This is a genomic window from Streptomyces sp. NPDC006544 (assembly GCF_040611715.1).
Taxonomy (GTDB): Bacteria; Actinomycetota; Actinomycetes; order Streptomycetales; family Streptomycetaceae; genus Streptomyces.
This window is the reverse complement of the sequence record NZ_JBEXOV010000063.1, coordinates 28,808-43,515: the sequence shown is the minus strand read 5'-3', so window position 1 is coordinate 43,515 and position 14,708 is coordinate 28,808. Positions and strand designations below refer to the sequence as shown.

Annotated in this window: 16 protein-coding genes and 2 pseudogenes; 7 read left to right on the top strand and 11 right to left on the bottom strand. The window is 70.9% G+C overall.

Annotation, left to right across the window (positions count from 1 at the left end; translation table 11 throughout):
* Positions 1-95: 95 nt before the first annotated feature.
* Positions 96-229, top strand: a pseudogene (locus ABZY44_RS25960) (IS5/IS1182 family transposase); the annotation flags it as partial.
* A 504-nt stretch (positions 230-733) separates the two neighbouring features.
* Positions 734-865 (top strand): annotated as a pseudogene (locus tag ABZY44_RS25955) (undecaprenyl-diphosphatase); the annotation flags it as partial.
* Between the two features lie 114 nt (positions 866-979).
* On the opposite strand, the gene ABZY44_RS25950 reads toward ABZY44_RS25955, so the two are convergent.
* Together ABZY44_RS25950 and ABZY44_RS25945 are read right to left on the bottom strand one after the other, a co-directional pair.
* On the bottom strand, positions 980-1,330 hold the full coding sequence (locus tag ABZY44_RS25950) for a hypothetical protein (protein ID WP_356657788.1): 351 nt from the start codon (positions 1,328-1,330) through the stop codon (positions 980-982).
* A gap of 32 nt (positions 1,331-1,362) precedes the next feature.
* The gene (locus ABZY44_RS25945) at positions 1,363-1,734 is read right to left on the bottom strand and encodes a CorA family divalent cation transporter (protein WP_356657786.1); all 372 of its coding nucleotides are present in this window, start codon (positions 1,732-1,734) and stop codon (positions 1,363-1,365) included.
* 1,003 nt (positions 1,735-2,737) lie between these two features.
* Here ABZY44_RS25945 and ABZY44_RS25940 point away from each other — a divergent pair.
* Both ABZY44_RS25940 and lnt read left to right on the top strand, forming a co-directional pair.
* Positions 2,738-3,208, top strand: coding sequence for a nuclear transport factor 2 family protein (locus tag ABZY44_RS25940; protein ID WP_356657784.1), 471 nt, complete (start codon positions 2,738-2,740; stop codon positions 3,206-3,208).
* Between the two features lie 49 nt (positions 3,209-3,257).
* Complete coding sequence (gene lnt, locus ABZY44_RS25935) at positions 3,258-4,844, top strand: apolipoprotein N-acyltransferase (RefSeq protein WP_356657782.1); 1,587 nt, start codon at positions 3,258-3,260, stop codon at positions 4,842-4,844.
* A gap of 81 nt (positions 4,845-4,925) precedes the next feature.
* Here lnt and ABZY44_RS25930 read toward each other — a convergent pair whose 3' ends face one another.
* The gene (locus ABZY44_RS25930) at positions 4,926-5,831 is read right to left on the bottom strand and encodes a Gfo/Idh/MocA family oxidoreductase (RefSeq protein ID WP_356657780.1); all 906 of its coding nucleotides are present in this window, start codon (positions 5,829-5,831) and stop codon (positions 4,926-4,928) included.
* A gap of 84 nt (positions 5,832-5,915) precedes the next feature.
* Between ABZY44_RS25930 and ABZY44_RS25925 the strand changes: the two genes are divergently transcribed.
* Complete coding sequence (locus ABZY44_RS25925; protein ID WP_356657778.1) at positions 5,916-6,440, top strand: DinB family protein; 525 nt, start codon at positions 5,916-5,918, stop codon at positions 6,438-6,440.
* Positions 6,441-6,556: 116 nt separating this feature from the next.
* Positions 6,557-7,150 carry a hypothetical protein gene (locus tag ABZY44_RS25920; protein ID WP_356657776.1) on the top strand — a complete coding sequence of 198 codons (594 nt, stop codon included), beginning with the start codon at positions 6,557-6,559 and terminating at the stop codon, positions 7,148-7,150.
* A gap of 80 nt (positions 7,151-7,230) precedes the next feature.
* On the opposite strand, the gene ABZY44_RS25915 is transcribed toward ABZY44_RS25920, so the two are convergent.
* The 8 genes from ABZY44_RS25915 to ABZY44_RS25880 form a co-directional block, all read right to left on the bottom strand.
* Positions 7,231-7,683, bottom strand: a complete 453-nt coding sequence (locus ABZY44_RS25915; RefSeq protein WP_356657798.1) for a hypothetical protein — start codon at positions 7,681-7,683, stop codon at positions 7,231-7,233.
* Positions 7,684-7,814: 131 nt separating this feature from the next.
* The gene (gene ung / locus ABZY44_RS25910) at positions 7,815-8,483 is read right to left on the bottom strand and encodes a uracil-DNA glycosylase (protein ID WP_356657796.1); all 669 of its coding nucleotides are present in this window, start codon (positions 8,481-8,483) and stop codon (positions 7,815-7,817) included.
* 131 nt (positions 8,484-8,614) lie between these two features.
* A complete protein-coding gene (locus tag ABZY44_RS25905) occupies positions 8,615-10,198 on the bottom strand; it encodes an ABC transporter substrate-binding protein (RefSeq protein ID WP_356657774.1) in 1,584 nt (527 codons plus the stop codon).
* Positions 10,199-10,350: 152 nt separating this feature from the next.
* Positions 10,351-11,112, bottom strand: coding sequence for an SDR family oxidoreductase (locus ABZY44_RS25900; RefSeq protein ID WP_356657772.1), 762 nt, complete (start codon positions 11,110-11,112; stop codon positions 10,351-10,353).
* Between the two features lie 20 nt (positions 11,113-11,132).
* Positions 11,133-11,894 (bottom strand): 3-oxoacyl-ACP reductase FabG, encoded by a 762-nt coding sequence (gene fabG, locus ABZY44_RS25895; RefSeq protein WP_356657770.1) that lies wholly within the window; start codon positions 11,892-11,894, stop codon positions 11,133-11,135.
* 205 nt (positions 11,895-12,099) lie between these two features.
* Positions 12,100-12,483, bottom strand: coding sequence for a DUF3037 domain-containing protein (locus ABZY44_RS25890; RefSeq protein ID WP_356657768.1), 384 nt, complete (start codon positions 12,481-12,483; stop codon positions 12,100-12,102).
* Complete coding sequence (locus ABZY44_RS25885) at positions 12,480-13,319, bottom strand: HipA family kinase (RefSeq protein ID WP_356657766.1); 840 nt, start codon at positions 13,317-13,319, stop codon at positions 12,480-12,482. Before ABZY44_RS25885 ends, ABZY44_RS25890 begins: the two co-directional genes overlap by 4 nt.
* A gap of 18 nt (positions 13,320-13,337) precedes the next feature.
* Positions 13,338-13,952, bottom strand: a complete 615-nt coding sequence (locus ABZY44_RS25880) for a cysteine hydrolase (RefSeq protein ID WP_356657764.1) — start codon at positions 13,950-13,952, stop codon at positions 13,338-13,340.
* Between the two features lie 244 nt (positions 13,953-14,196).
* On the opposite strand from ABZY44_RS25880, the gene ABZY44_RS25875 reads away from it, so the two are divergent.
* Positions 14,197-14,622, top strand: a complete 426-nt coding sequence (locus ABZY44_RS25875) for a pyridoxamine 5'-phosphate oxidase family protein (RefSeq protein WP_356657794.1) — start codon at positions 14,197-14,199, stop codon at positions 14,620-14,622.
* Positions 14,623-14,708: the final 86 nt, after the last annotated feature.

Here is a 14,708-nt window from a genome sequence, read left to right as displayed (position 1 = left end):
AGCGAGTATTTCCTGGGGGCAGCCATGGTCGATGTTCCTCTCATGAGTCCCATCTGACCCTCTGTCACGACACCCCGCATCTCGGGGGAACCTCAATCCGGGCCCTGGTCGAGCAGGCCGTCGCCACCCTCAAGTCATGGCGGCTTGTCCGCAAGCCCCGCTGCTCGACACCCGCATCACGAGCGTTGTTCAGGCTGTCCTCACCCTGCATCTGGCCAGCTCAGGCTGAAGATGGAAAAGGCTCACGGCGCTCTTCGCCTCCCATGACCACGAGTACCTGTTTCCGGCCATCGGCGGCGGGCTGCTGGCCAACGCAAACTTCAGCTACTCCTACTGGCAGCCGGTCTCGCGCGGTCGACCGGCCTCCGGGGAATTCGAGAGGGTTCGCCTGGGTCAACCCCAGCTGGTCACCTCTCGCCGTCCCCTTCCGGAGGTCCCTGCGTCCGCCTACGCCGGGAAGCGGCTGTACCTGCTTCGTCACGGCGGCAAGGAGTGGCTGGACGAAGATCGACACAGTCGCATAGCCGTGGAGACCCGCATGGGCCACGAGGTCGCCGACGTGGAAGGTCTCTACTCGCACGTTCCCCTGACCATGGAGCAGGAGATCGCCGCTGCGCTTCGCGGCTGGCGAGGGAGAGCACTGGAAAGTGCCATCTCCCACTGCTCGCCCATTCAATCTTGTGAGTGGTGGAAACAGCAGGTCAGAGCCGCTCAGAACCTCGACTTGAACTCGTTCATGAAGTTCATCTCCAGCCGGAGCTTCATGCCCTTCGTGATCTACCGGATCCTGCTGGGCATCCTGCTGTTCGCCCTGATCGGCGCGGGCGTGCTGAGCCCCCACGCCGGGGAGTCGGCCTCCCCCTGAGACTCCGCTCCGCGTCCACGGGGAACGCTGAGCCCGCCGGTAGCACTGCCTCGTGCCACCGGCGGGCTCAGCGTTCCCCGTTCTACCGGGCAGCGAACGGGCCCGCCCGCGACGCTACAGACAGCGCCTGCGCCGCAGGTGGGTGAACATCGCGACGCCCGAAGCCAGTACCAGGGCGAGGAAAGCCGGCCAGGCCCATACGAATCCGGTTTCCGGCTGGTAGAAGTTCGCGGAGTAGATGCCGCCCAGCACCGTGGGAAGCAGGAAGACCACGAGCCACGAGCTCACCTTCCGGGCCGTCTTCGTCCCGTGGTAGAGGTGGACCGACTTCTGGTGGAGCAGGACCAGTTCCTTCTGGTACTGGCGGACTCCGAGGAGAAAGGTGCGCAGTTCCTCGACCGAGCACGCGTCGAGGTCCTTCGCGGTGGGCCCGGTCACGGCGGGGCGGGTGGAGTGGTCCGACATGCGAATCTCCTTTCCTTTGCTCGGTGACGGCTTCAGAGCCAGCCCTTGCGCTTGACCGCGAAGTAGGTGGCCAGCGAGCAGGACGCCAGGGCGGCGAGGAAGATGGGCCAGCCGTACTTGAACTGGAGCTCGGGCATGTGCTCGAAATTGGAGCCGTAGAGCGACGCGAGAGCTCCGGGGACCACCGCGATCGCCGTCCAGGCGCTCACTTTCCGGGTCTCCACCGTGACCTCCAACTGGTCTTCGGTGATCACCCGGATGTCTTCCATTTCCTTGTTCAGCCCGCGGAGCTCCTTGTTGATCTCCCGGAGCAGCTCCACCTTCTGGGCGTTCTGGACGTGCTGTTCCACCGTCTCGACTGGCGCCGCCGCGTTGTCGTGGTTCATCGGGGTCGTGCTGGTCATGGAATTCCTCCTGTCAAGGCACGCCGTGGGCACGCGTCCGTCGCCGCTCTGCGGATTCCGGGCGTGCTTCGGCGGTAAAGGTGTGGTGAATGTGTTCGCTGGGACAGCCGGCGACGCATGGGCCTCACGCCAGGCATCAGGCATCAGGCATCAGGCATCAAGAGCGGAGCGGTCACCGGCGGGCATGCCTGGGCACGCCACCGCGGAGCCGGTTGGCATGAGAGGGCGCAGCCGCCACGAAAACGGTCAGATCAGGCGCGGAGGCCCGGCGGACAGGGCTCGCGTCGATCCACCGACGCGCCGCCGAGGCATCCTGCCGTGGCGCGAGGCCGCTACCGCAGTACGTCGAGCGAGATGGGTGGCGTGTATGCCCTGGGACTACTTCCACCAGGCACGCTGATCACCTCCCGCAGATACAAGCACGGTCGTTCCCGCGCTTCGCCAACGGTAAACGACAAGCAATGTGATTACAAAGTCGGAAATGACGGGTCCGTCAGATCTGCCCGATTAGAACCGAAACCCGCGGTCTGTGAGCAGGCTCCGGAGACGCCCCCGCGACCCGGTGGGAGCGGGGCGCGGCGCGCTCGGAGAACCGCGGTCCCGGTCCGTGTCGCGGCTACCGGCCGGGAACGGCGGGCAGCCCGCCCGCTCACTGCTTCGCGTGAATCGCGGGCCGTTCGGGAACGTTCCCGAGCGGCCCGCGCGTCGTTGTGCAAGAGAACGGAAACGACCTGAAGACGAGCTACGGGGGTGTCCCATGGGTCGAGTGGTGTTGGAGCGGTTTCCGGCCGGAAGTCCGAGGGGAAGCTGGCCTGCCGAGGAGTACGCGGCGCAGCGGCTGCGCGAGGGGGTTGCGGCCGAGGTGGTGATGGACCTCGCCAGCGATGCGTTCCTGGTCGTGGTCCGGCCCCGGGAGGCGCATGCACGTCGCTGACCGGACGTCCGAAGATCCCGGCCCCGCACGCCCCTTGGCCTCCGCGCGCCGCGCCCTCACACTGACCCGATGACGCAGCGTGTGGACCTTGCGGCCGTGATGGACCGGCTGGCGATCGACGAGGTGGTCACGGGGTACGCGGTGGCCGTGGACGACGGCGACTGGGACGGGTACCGCGCCCTGTTCGCCCCGGGCGGGCGGGCCGACTACAGCTCGGCGGGCGGGGTCGAGGGGCCGGCCGGGGAGGTCGCGGACTGGCTCGCGGAGACGATGAAGCTGTTCCCGGTGCGCCAGCACCTCATCGTCAACCGGCTGATCCGGGTGGCGGACCTGGGCGGCTCGCCCGGTGACACGGCGCAGGTGCGGGCGGACTTCCTCAATCCGATGCGACTGGAGGGCGAGGAGTCCGACGGCACGGTCACCGCGCCCAACTTCGTCGCCGCGGGCCGCTACGCCTTCGCCCTCGTGCGCACCGCCCGCTCCGGCTGGCGGCTCTCCGGAGTCACCGTCCACGAGAAGTGGCGGCACATGTCCTTCTGACCCACGGGCATGATCCGCAGGGCTGTTCCACACTGGAAGCGGAGGCCCCATGATGCCGACGGTCCCGAAGCGGGTGGCGTGGCGGCGCGCGGCGGCGGCCGTCGCCGCCGGAGCGCTGCCCTGCCTCGCCTTCCCCGCTCCCGCGCTCTGGTGGTTCGCCTACGTCGCCCTCGTGCCCTGGATGCTGCTGCTGAGGTCCGCCCCCACCGGCCGGCGGGCCGCCCTGGAGGGCTGGCTCGGGGGCGCCGGGTTCGTCGTCGCGGTCCACCACTGGCTGTTCCCCAGCCTGCACGTGTTCCTGCTCGTCCTGGCCGCGCTGTTGGGGGTGCTCTGGATCCCCTTCGCCCTGATGGTGCGGGAGTTGCTCGGCGGGACCCCGAGCGGAGCCCGGGCGGCCGCGGCGCTCGTCCTCGTACCGTCGGCCTGGCTCCTGTCGGAGCTGGCGCGGTCCTGGCAGGGGCTGGGCGGGCCGTGGGGGCTCCTGGGGGCCAGCCAGTGGCAGGTGGCGCCGGCGCTGCGGCTGGCTTCGGTGGGCGGGGTCTGGCTGGTCGGCCTGGCCGTGGTGGCGGTGAACTGTGCGGTGGCCCTGCTGATCGCGGTACCGGGGGCGCGCGCTCCCGCGGTGGCCGGGGCGACGGGGTGCGCGGTGCTGGCCGGGGTCATGTGGGCGTGGGCGCCCCGCCCGGAGATCTCGGGCGGGCTGCGCGTGGCCGTCGTACAGCCGGGGCCGGTCCCGGACGGACCGGACGCCGCGGAGCGGCGGTTCGCCGTCGGGGAGGAGCTCACCCGGAGCTTGGCCGGGCAGCACCCGGACCTGGTGGTGTGGGGCGAGAGCAGCGTCGGGGAGGACCTTACGGGCCGCCCGGACCTGGCCCGCAGGCTCGCCGGCCTGTCGGAGCGGGTAGGGGCCCCGTTGCTGGTCAACGTGGACGCGCGGGCCGCCGACCGGCCGGGGATCCGCAAAACGGCGGTCCTCGTCGGGCCGGCCGGCCCGACCGGTGATCACTACGACAAGATGCGCCTGGTGCCCTTCGGCGAATACGTGCCGGCCCGCGCGCTGCTGGGCTGGGCCACCTCGGTGGGCAAGGCCGCCGATGAGAACCGGGTCCCCGGCAGCGCCCAGGTCCTGATGGACCTGCCCGGCCGTGCGGACGTCCGGCTCGGTCCGCTGGTCTGCTTCGAGTCCGCGTTCCCCGACATGAGCCGGCACCTCGCCCTGGACGGCGCCGCGTTGCTGATCGACCAGTCGGCCACGTCCAGCTTCCAGGACAGCTGGGCCCCGGCCCAGCACGCCTCGCTGTCCGCGCTGCGCGCCGCGGAGACCGGCCGCCCCATGGTCCACGCCACCCTCACGGGCATCAGTGAGGTCCGCGGCCCGTCGGGCGAGCTGATCGGTCCGGCGCTGTCCACCTCGGCGCGTGAGGCGCGGGTGTACGAGGTCCCGCTCGCCCGGGGCACGACCCCGTACGTCCGCTTCGGAGACTGGCCGGTGGGCGCCGCGCTGGCCGCCCTGGCCGCCTACTGCGCGGCCGCGGGCGCCCGCTCCGTACGGCTCGGCACACGGCTCGGCACACCGGCCGGCACACCGCTCCCCGAGCCGCTCGGAAAACGGTCCGGCGAGCCTCCCGGAAACTAGTGCGTGGACGGCCCCGGGGTGCCTGGCGCGACCGGCCGGCGAGCCGGCAACGCCGGGGCCCGCCGGGAGGGGCGGGGTCGCTCAGGAAGCCTGCTCCAGGGCGGCTTCCACCACGCGCTCGCACAGTTCGTGGGTGCGCAGCGCGTCGCGCGCGCTGAGGGTCCGGCCCGCTTCCACGGCCTCCAGGAAGGCGTCCACCACCTGTTCGATGCCGCGCTGGCGGGCGACCGGCACCCAGTCCCCGCGGCGCCGGACCGTCGGCTGGCCCTTGTGGTCGATGATCTCCGCGAGGTTGACCACCTGGCGCTTGGTGTCCTGCCCGGAGACCTCCAGGACCTCCTCCGTCGAGCCGGAGAGCCGGTTCATGATGCCGAGCGCGGTGAAACCGGCGCCCGACATCTGGAGCACCACCTGGCTCATCAGTCCCTCGCGTACGACTGCCCGTACGTCGATCCCGTCGGCCTCGCCGGGCAGCAGGAAGCGCAGGGTGTCGACGACGTGGATGAAGTCGTCGAGGACGAAGGTCCGTACGTCCTCGGGCAGTCCCACCCGGTTCTTCTGCATGACGATCAGCTCGCGCGGGTGGTCGGCGCACTGCGCGTAGCCGGGCGCGTGGCGGCGGTTGAAGCCGACGGCGAGCGAGACCCCGCGTTCCTCGGCCAGTTCGACCAGGCGCCGCGAGTCCGCGAGCTCGTAGGCGATCGGCTTGTCCACGTACGTCGGGACGCCCGCCTCCAGCAGCCGTTCCACGATCTCGGGGTGAGCGGCGGTCGGGGCGTGCACGAAGGCCGCGTCGAGCTTCTGCGCGAGCAGGGAGTCGAGGTCGGTGTGCAGGTGATCGGCCGGGACGTGGTGGCGGGCGCCGACCCGCTCGAGGGTGGCCGGGGTGCGGGTCTGCAGGTGCAGTTCGAGCCCTGGGCGCGTGGTGAGGACGGGCAGGTACGCCTTCTGAGCGATGTCGCCGAGTCCGATACAGCCGACCTTCACCGGGAGCCTCCAGGTTCGTTCCTCGTGGAATGCAGGCAGCCTAATCGGTGGTGACCTCGGACGGGTTCGACCAGGATGGAGGCCATGATCCTCAACGACGGTTCCCACCGCACCGAACCCGCCACCACGGCCGGCGAACGCGAGATGCTCGACGGCTGGCTCGATTACCACCGCTCCACCCTGGCCTGGAAGTGCGAGGGGCTTTCGGACGAGCAGCTGCGCTCGACTCCTCTGCTGCCTTCCGAACTCAGCCTGCTGGGGCTGGTGCGGCACATGGCCGAGGTCGAGCGGTACTGGTTCCGGGAGATCATGCTGGGCGAGGAGCTGCCCGAGCTGTTCTGCACGGCCGACGACCCGGACGGTGACTTCCACATCACCGGCGAGGACACCTGGACCGAGGCCGAGCAGGCCTGGCGGACCGAGGCCGAGCGGGCCCGGCAGGCCGTGGCCGGCCGCTCGCTGGACCTCACTTCTTCGGCCGAAAGCCACCGCCGGGGCGAGGTGTTCAGCCTGCGCTGGGTCTACACCCACATGATCGAGGAGTACGCGCGCCACAACGGCCACGCGGACCTGCTGCGCGAGCACCTCGACGGCGCAACGGGCGAGTAGAACCGGTCGACGGGCGGACGCCCACGGCGTCCAGGAGCGGGTAACCGTCACCCGTGCGGGGTGAATATCGGCTCCGGGTTTTCGCAACGGGGTCCTCACACAGCAGAGTTGCGCGGGTGCATCCAACCCGAACCACGACAAAACTGCTGCTCGGAGTCGCCTGTGCCGTTTCGGCCGTCTCCGGATGTGTGAACGTGACCCCGCCCTCCGTGCAGCCGGCGGCCGCTCCCGGCACCCCCGGGGCGGCGCCCCGGCACGCGCCGCGAGGCGGGCCCGGGGCCGCGCCGGTGGTCGTCCGGGCTCCCGCCCTGGAGGCGCTGGAGGCCGTGCCGGGGCAGCCGGCCCGGCCGGCGGCCGCGCCGTCCGGACGGCGGTCCGCCCCGCGGGACGGCGACCCGGCCGCGGACGAGCGGGCGGCCGCGCGGCGTACGGCCACGGGGGGTCCGCGGCCAGCGCTTCCCGTCCCCGACATCCCGGAGCCGAGGAAGCCGGGCGAGCACGCGGGCCGCACGGGGCCCGGCGACGGCGACGGCCGTCCCGGCGGTCACCGGCCCCGCCGGCCCCGACAGGGCGAGGCGCAGGTGCCGCGCGAGGTGGTGCGGGAGCTACCCGTGCGGCCGGCCGACGTCTGCGCGCTGGGCCGCCGGCACGGGCGCTGGCATCCGGACAGCCCGGAGGCCCGTATCTGCGCGGGCGTCCACGGCGGCTGAGGCGCTCCGGGGGCGGGGCTGGACGGGGGCCGGAGCCAGGGGCTGGAGCTGGAAGCCGGAGCTGGAGGCCGGGGGTCCGGCTACGGGCTCTGCTCCGGGAACGGCCGGGGCCCTTCGCCCGGCTCCGCCTCGAGCCGCCGCTCCAGCCGGGCGATGGCGGCCCGTACGCCGTTCCCGTACCCGTCGTCGCCCAGTGCTCCTGTGGCGGCGCGGGCCCGCGCCAGGTGGATCCGGGCCGCCTCGGGGCGCCGTAGCTTCACGTAGTCGGCGGCCAGGCTCAGGTGCAGCGACGGATAGAAGACCCGGACGGCCGCGGGTGGCACGGGACCGTCGGCCGCGGTCAGGGCCTTCAGGTCCCAGGCCAGCTCCTCGGCCGGGTCGTCCTGGGCGTCGGCCATGTAGTGCGCGAGCGTGCAGCGGTGCAGGGAGTCCCCCCGCTCACCGATCTCGGACCAGATCTCGCCGAGCCGGTTGCGGGCCTCCTCGCGGTCGCCGACGTGGAGCAGGATGACCGCCTGGCCGATCCTGGTCATGACGGCGTCCTCCGCCGCGTCCTGCTGCTCCGTCAACGCGGCCTCCGGCTTGCTCTGCCAGACCTGCTCCGGTCTGATCGTCAAGACGCTAGCCGCAGGCGCGGGCAATGACGCCTAGGCGCGGTCGCGCATCAGCCCAGGTCCGGGATCCGCCAGTCGATCGGCTCATGGCCCTGGGCTGCGACGGCCTCGTTGATCTGCGTGAAGGGGCGGGAGCCGAAGAACTTCTTGGCCGACAGCGGCGAGGGGTGGGCGCCCTTGACGACCGCGTGCCGCTCCTCGTCGATCAGCGGGAGCTTCTTCTGCGCGTACGCCCCCCACAGGACGAACACGGCGGGGTCGGGGCGCTCGGCCACCGCGCGGATCACCGCGTCGGTGAACTTCTCCCAGCCCTTGGCCTTGTGCGAGTTGGGCTCGGCCTCACGGACGGTGAGCACCGCGTTGAGCAGCAGGACGCCCTGCTCGGCCCACGGCATCAGGTAGCCGTTGTCCGGGACGGGGATGCCGAGCTCCGCGTGCATCTCCTTGTAGATGTTGCGCAGCGAGGGCGGGGTCTTCACCCCGGGCCGGACGGAGAAGCAGAGGCCGTGGCCCTGGCCGGCGCCGTGGTAGGGGTCCTGGCCCAGGACCAGGACCTTCACCTGGTCGAAGGGCGTGGCCTCCAGGGCCGCGAAGACCTGTTCGCGGGGCGGGTAGACCGGCCCGTTCGCCCGCTCCTTCTCGACGAACTCGGTGAGCTCTTTGAAGTAGGGCTGGTCCAGCTCCCCGCCGAGGACGGGGAGCCAGGACTCGGGCAGCATCTGGGTCACGGCGACAACCTCCGGTACAAGTTCCGCGATCTCGCGCAAGTGCTTCGCGCGACTGTTCAGAACCTACCGGGGGCCACTGACAACGCCGCATCCGGCCGTGTCCGCCCGCACCGCCGGGGCGGCTACCAGCTGGCCTTGCGGTACAGCTCCCAGACCTGCATCACGGTCTGCGGGTCGAGCGCCCGCTCGGCGCCGCCGATGTCGTCGCGCGCGGCCACGTACAGCTTGCCCTGCCACAGCGGCAGGAGCCGGACGTCCTGGGCGAAGATCTGCTGGGCCTGCTCGAACTCGTGGACACCCGCCGACCGGTCGCTCTCGCGGCGGGACTTGGGCAGCAGGTCGGTCAGGATCTCGGTGGCCTCGTACGGGGTGCCGACCGCGTTGTCCTTGCCGACGAACGGGGCGATGAAGTTGTCCGGGTCCGGGAAGTCGGGGAACCAGCCCCGGCCGAAGACCGGGTACTCGCCCTTCTTGTAGCCCTCCTGGAAGGCCTTCCAGGGCTGGCCGCGCAGGGTGATCTTGAAGAGGCCGCTCTCCTCCAGCTGGCGCTTGAGCTCGGTGAACTCGTCCGCGGTGGAGGCGCCGTAGCGGTCGGTGGTGTACCAGAAGGTCAGATCCACCGACTGGGTGATCCCGGCGTCCCTGAGGATCTTCTTGGCCTTGGCGACGTCCACCTGGCCGTACATGTCGTAGAAGGGCGTCTTGTGGCCGACGACGCCCTTGGGGACCATCGAGTACAGCGGCTCGGCGGTGCCCTGGTACACCTTGGAGACCAGCGCGCCGCGGTCGACGATCTGGGCGATCGCCTGGCGCACCGCGGGCTTGGCCACCTGCGGGTCCTTGGGGTTGAAGACCAGGTAGCGGATCTCCGCGCCGAAGTTCTCCACGACCTGGACGCCCGCGTTGTGAGACTCGGGGGTCTGCAGGTCCTTGATCTCCGTGGCGGACAGGCCTCGGTAGGTCGCGTCGATGCTCTTGGACTTGAGCGCCGCGATCATCGACTTGGAGTCCGCGAAGTAGCGGATGGTCACGCCGTCGTTGCGGCGGTTGGCGAAGCCGGTGTAGCCGTCGTTGCGGTTCAGGACCGCCTCTCCGGCTTCCTTGTAGGACTCCAGGGTGTACGGGCCGGAGCCCGTGACCTTGCCGTCCTCCCGCAGCTTGTCGCCCGGGTAGTCCTTCGGCGCGACCAGCGAGGCGGCCGGCGAGCCGAGGACGAACGGGAAGGTGGCGTCCGGAGTGTTCAGGTTGAAGACGACCGTCAGCGCGTCCGGCGTCTCGATCTTGTCCAGGCTGCCGAAGAGCGCCTTGGGGCCGGACGGGGCGTCGATCTTCCTGATCCGGTCGAGGGAGTGCTTGACGGCCTTGGCGTCGAGCGGCTCGCCGTTGGAGAACTTCAGGCCCTTCTTCAGGACGCAGCGGTAGGACTCGTTCGCGGAGTCCGTGAACTCGCAGCTCTGGGCGGCGTCCGGCTGGGGCTTGGTCGCACCCGTGGGGAACGCCAGCAGCGTCTGATAGACGTTCCGGTACAGCTCCCAGGAACCGTCCCAGGCCGCCGCCGGATCGAGGGTGGTGGGTGCGCTCGTCGTTCCCACGACAATCCGCTGCGCGCCGTCACTGCCCTTGTCCGAAAACAGACCGCATCCGGAGAGCAGGGATATGGACGCAAGGGCCGCAGAGATCTGCAGGCATCTGGTCCGGTTGAACACGTGCACGCTCCTCGATCAGCCAGGGGTGCGGCAGACCCTACCGCAGTGCGTCACCAATCCAATGGATAGGTTTCGTGCGGCACTTGACCGATTAAGGGCGTATTCGGTACGCATTTGCCCCCCAATGGAAGGCAAATGCGTCCGACTATCGGTCAATGCACTCCGGCATTGAGGAACATTCCCCCATCGACCACGAGAGTTTGCCCTGTGATCCATTCCGCTTGTGCAGAGGTGAGAAACGCCGCGGCCCCTCCGATGTCCTCCGGGACCCCGAGCCGGCCCAGCGGATAGGCCGCCGCGGCCTCCTGTTCCCGGCCCTCGTAGAGCGCCTGCGCGAACTGAGTCCTCACGACCGCGGGCGCGATCGCGTTGACCCGCACCCCCGGAGCCATCTCGTGGGCCAGCTGGAGGGTCAGGTTGACCATGGCGGCCTTGCTCATCCCGTACGCCCCGATGAAGGGCGAGGCGGAGACGCCGGCGATCGAGGCGATGTTCACGATCGCCCCGCCGTTCTCCTTCTGCCAGGCGTGCCAGGTGCGCTGGGCGAAGCCGAGCGCCGAGATCACGTTGGTCTCGAAGACCTTCCGTGCCACTCCGAGGTCGAGGTCCGCGATCGGCCCGAAGACCGGATTGGTCCCCGCGTTGTTGATCAGGAAGTCGACGCGGCCGAAGGCCTCCATCGTGCGCTCCACCGCGACGGCCTGGTGGGCCTCGTCGTGCGCCTTCCCCGCGACCCCGATGACGCGGTCCGCGCCGAGCCGCTCCACGGCCTCCTTGAGGGCCTCCTCGTTGCGCCCGGTGATGCAGAGCCGGTCGCCCCGCGCCACCAGCGCCTCGGCGATGCCGTAGCCGATGCCCCGGCTCGCCCCGGTGATCAGCGCCACCTTGCCGCTGTCCGCTGCTGCGTGCGTCATGTCGTGCACCCTGCCTCTCGTCAGCTGAGCGGGCCGCCGGCCACGTACATGACCTGGCCCGAGACGAAGCCGGCGGCCTCGCCCGTGAAGAAGGCGATGGCGTTGGCCACGTCGTCCGGACGCCCGACGCGCTGCACCGGGATCTGGGTGGCGGCCGCGGCCTGGAAGTCCTCGAAGTCCATGCCGACGCGGGCGGCCGTGTGCGCGGTCATCTCGGTCACGATGAAGCCGGGGGCGACGGCGTTCGCGGTGATGCCGAACTTGCCGAGCTCGATGGCCAGGGTCTTGGTGAAGCCCTGCAGACCGGCCTTGGCGGCCGAGTAGTTGGCCTGGCCCCGGTTGCCGAGCGCCGAGCTGCTGGAGAGGCTCACGATCCGGCCGAACTTGGCGTCCACCATGTGCTTCTGGCAGGCCTTCGACATCAGGAACGCGCCGCGCAGGTGCACGTTCATGACGGTGTCCCAGTCCGTCTCGCTCATCTTGAAGAGCAGGTTGTCCCGCAGCACACCCGCATTGTTGACCAGGATGGTCGGGGCGCCGAGCAGGCTCGCCACCCGCTCGACGGCCGCCTCCACCTGCGCGCTGTCGGAGACGTCGCAGCCGATCGCGACGGCCTTGCCGCCGGCCGCCGTGATCGCCTCCACGGTGTCCTTGCAGGCCGCCTCGTCCAGGTCGAGTACGGCGACCGCCCGGCCTTCGGCGGCCAGGCGTACGGCGGTGGCCGCGCCGATGCCCCGGGCCGCCCCGGTCACGATCGCGACGCGCTGCTCGGTGGTGGACATGCTGGATCTCCTCGCCCTCGGAAAAAGCGGCCCCTCAAGGGTGAGCAACCGCTTAGTAGCTTCAGCTGAGGAGACGCTAGGAGCCCTGGCACCCGGTGTCAACGCCACCGGGTGCCAGGGCTTCTGTCACGGCCGCCGATCGATCGTGCGACGGTTCGGCCGCACGCCGGCCCGTCCGGCCGGCGGACCCCGGCCGGCCGGCCGCTCAGCGGACCAGCAGGTCCAGCAGCCGATCCACCTCGGCCCGCGGGTCGGCCGTCAGCCCGGTGTGCACCGGGCCGGGCTGCACCACCGTGCTGCGCGGCGCGATCAGCCACCGGAAGCGTCGGCCCGGGTCGTCGCCCGCCGCCTGTCCTGCCTGCTCGCCCCCGCCGCACAGTCCCTCGACCCCGCGCAGCGCGGCCCGGATCCCGGCCACGTCGGCCTTCGGGTCCAGGGCGAGGAGTCTGGCCTCGTCGAGGTGGGTGCGCGCGGCGACGTAGGAATGCGCCCGGCAATAGACGATCACGCCGGCGTTGAAACACTCGCCGCGCTCCATCCTGGGCACCACGCGCACCAGTGCGTACTCGAACACGTCCCGCTTGGTCACTCGTTGTCGCTCTTGTTCTTCCGGGGGCGGGGGTCGAGGCGGTCGGCGAGCCAGCCGGGAGGGCCCGCCTGGGTCTTGACCTCGGCCTCCATGGTGATCCGCTCGTGGATCGTGGCGGCGCGCGGCAGCAGCACGTCGACGTAGGCGCGGCGCAGCGCGTCGGTGGAGTCGAAACCGGGCTCGTCCACCAGCCACTCGTCGGGCACGTCGGCCGCGACCTCGGTGAGCAGCTCCCTCGTCACGAGGGGGGCGAGCTCGGCGGCCGCCGCGGCGACGTCCGGGCCGGCCGGGGCCAGCACGTGGTCGGAGGCGTTGTACGGCTTGGCCGCGGCGCTCTCGGCCGTGGGCCAGTTGTGGTGCCAGATCATGGTGGCGCCGTGGTCGATGAGCCAGACGTCGCCGTGCCAGACCAGCATGTTCGGATTGCGCCAGGACCGGTCGACGTTGTTGATGAGCGCGTCGAACCAGACGACGCGCCCCGCCTCGACCGGGTCCACCCGGTAGGCGAGCGGGTCGAAGCCGATCGAGCCGGGGAGGTAGTCCATCCCGAGGTTCAGCCCGCCGCTGGCCTTGAGCAGCTCCTGGACCTCCTGATCGGGCTCGCCGAGCCCGATCACGGGGTCGAGCTGCATCTGCACCAGGCGGGGGACGCGCAGCCCCAGCCGCTGGGCCAGGCGGCCGCAGATGACTTCGGCGACCAGGGTCTTGCGGCCCTGGCCGGCTCCGGTGAATTTCATGACATAGGTACCGAGATCGTCGGCCTCGACGATCCCCGGGAGCGAGCCGCCCTCACGCAGGGGCGTGACGTAACGGGTCGCGATCACTTCGGACAGCATCCGCCCAGGTTACGGGGGTCAGCGGGCGGGAGCCCACTGGTGGACGAGCGCCTCGGTGGTGGTGATGGCGGCGACCAGCGAGAGGGAGTTGCGGATCACCTCGGCGGTGCAGGCCGCGGGCACCCCGGCGATGGCGTCGGAGGGGACGACCACCTGGTAGCCGAGGTTGACGGCGTCGAAGACGGTGTTCGGGATCGCGATGTTCGAGGAGACCCCGGTGACGACGAGCGTGCGGACGCCGAGGTTGCGCAGCAGGGCGTCCAGGTCGGTTCCGGCCATCGGGGAGAGCCCGTGCAGGCGGCGCAGCACCAGGTCCTGCTCGGCGACGGTGATGGGGGCGGCCACCTCCACGGCCGCGCTGCCGGAGAGCTGGCGCACGGGCAGCCTGCCGGCGGCCCGGAAGAGCCGCGCGTTGGTGTTGGCGGCGAGCCCGTCGGGACGCCTCTCGGCGATGGCGTGCAGCACTTGCACCCCGGCCCCGCGCGCCGCCTCGACGAGCGCGGCGACCCGGTCCAGCATTCCGGAGTCCCGGGCCTCCTTGGCGAGCTCCGGCAGGGCGCTCTCCTCGCCGACGACACCGCTCTGGCACTCGACGGTGAGCAAAGCGGTGGTGGCTGGATCCAGTTCGGCCATGGCTCCCCCTGGCGTGACGACGGAAGAGCACGCATGATTCCTGACACACAGTCAGATGTGAAGGGGCGAGGGGCGGATGGACGAGGAACAGCGGGACGGAACGCGCTCGGACGGGGCGGTCACAGACCAGGTGGTCGTGGACGGAACGCGCACGGAGGGAACGCGCGCGGACGGAACGCCCACGGACGGAACGCGCGCGGACGAGGCGCGCACGGACAGGCCGCAGCGGCGGGGCCGCCGCATCATGATGAGCGAAGAGGAGCTGGACGCCTTCCTTCGCGACCAGCGCACGTGCCGGGTGGCCACGGTCTCCCCCGACGGCCGTCCGCACGTCGGCGCGCTCTGGTTCGCATGGGACGGCACCTCGATGTGGCTCTACTCGATCACCCGCAGCCGGCGCTGGTCCGATCTGCGCAAGGACCCCCGGATCTCGGTGGTCGTCGACGCGGGCGAGGCGTACGACGAGCTGCGCGGGGTCGAACTCTCCGGGAACGCCGTCTTCGTGGGCGAGGCCCCGCGCACGGGCGAGCCGTGCGCGGAACTGGCGGAGCCGGAGCGCATCTTCCCGGTCAAGAACTTCGGCATCGAGGAGATGCCCCACGACGGACGGCACGCCTGGATCCGTCTGACCCCGGAGTCGATCGTGTCGTGGGACTTCCGCAAGATCTAGTGCCGCGACCGGGAGGTCCACCGGGTCGCCGCGCCCGGTACGGCACCGGCCCTCTCTTCCGGGATCCTGTCGGCCTGTCGCGGCAG

Excerpts from the sequence above, each read along its gene's own strand:
- ABZY44_RS25950 (WP_356657788.1), bottom strand. The coding sequence starts at position 1,330 with ATGTCGGACCACTCCACCCGCCCCGCCGTGACCGGGCCCACCGCGAAG.
- ABZY44_RS25945 (WP_356657786.1), bottom strand. The coding sequence starts at position 1,734 with ATGACCAGCACGACCCCGATGAACCACGACAACGCGGCGGCGCCAGTC.
- ABZY44_RS25940 (WP_356657784.1), top strand. The coding sequence starts at position 2,738 with ATGACGCAGCGTGTGGACCTTGCGGCCGTGATGGACCGGCTGGCGATC.
- lnt (WP_356657782.1), top strand. The coding sequence starts at position 3,258 with ATGATGCCGACGGTCCCGAAGCGGGTGGCGTGGCGGCGCGCGGCGGCG.
- ABZY44_RS25925 (WP_356657778.1), top strand. The coding sequence starts at position 5,916 with ATGATCCTCAACGACGGTTCCCACCGCACCGAACCCGCCACCACGGCC.
- ABZY44_RS25915 (WP_356657798.1), bottom strand. The coding sequence starts at position 7,683 with ATGACCAGGATCGGCCAGGCGGTCATCCTGCTCCACGTCGGCGACCGC.
- ung (WP_356657796.1), bottom strand. The coding sequence starts at position 8,483 with ATGCTGCCCGAGTCCTGGCTCCCCGTCCTCGGCGGGGAGCTGGACCAG.
- ABZY44_RS25900 (WP_356657772.1), bottom strand. The coding sequence starts at position 11,112 with ATGACGCACGCAGCAGCGGACAGCGGCAAGGTGGCGCTGATCACCGGG.
- fabG (WP_356657770.1), bottom strand. The coding sequence starts at position 11,894 with ATGTCCACCACCGAGCAGCGCGTCGCGATCGTGACCGGGGCGGCCCGG.
- ABZY44_RS25885 (WP_356657766.1), bottom strand. The coding sequence starts at position 13,319 with ATGCTGTCCGAAGTGATCGCGACCCGTTACGTCACGCCCCTGCGTGAG.
- ABZY44_RS25880 (WP_356657764.1), bottom strand. The coding sequence starts at position 13,952 with ATGGCCGAACTGGATCCAGCCACCACCGCTTTGCTCACCGTCGAGTGC.
- ABZY44_RS25875 (WP_356657794.1), top strand. The coding sequence starts at position 14,197 with ATGATGAGCGAAGAGGAGCTGGACGCCTTCCTTCGCGACCAGCGCACG.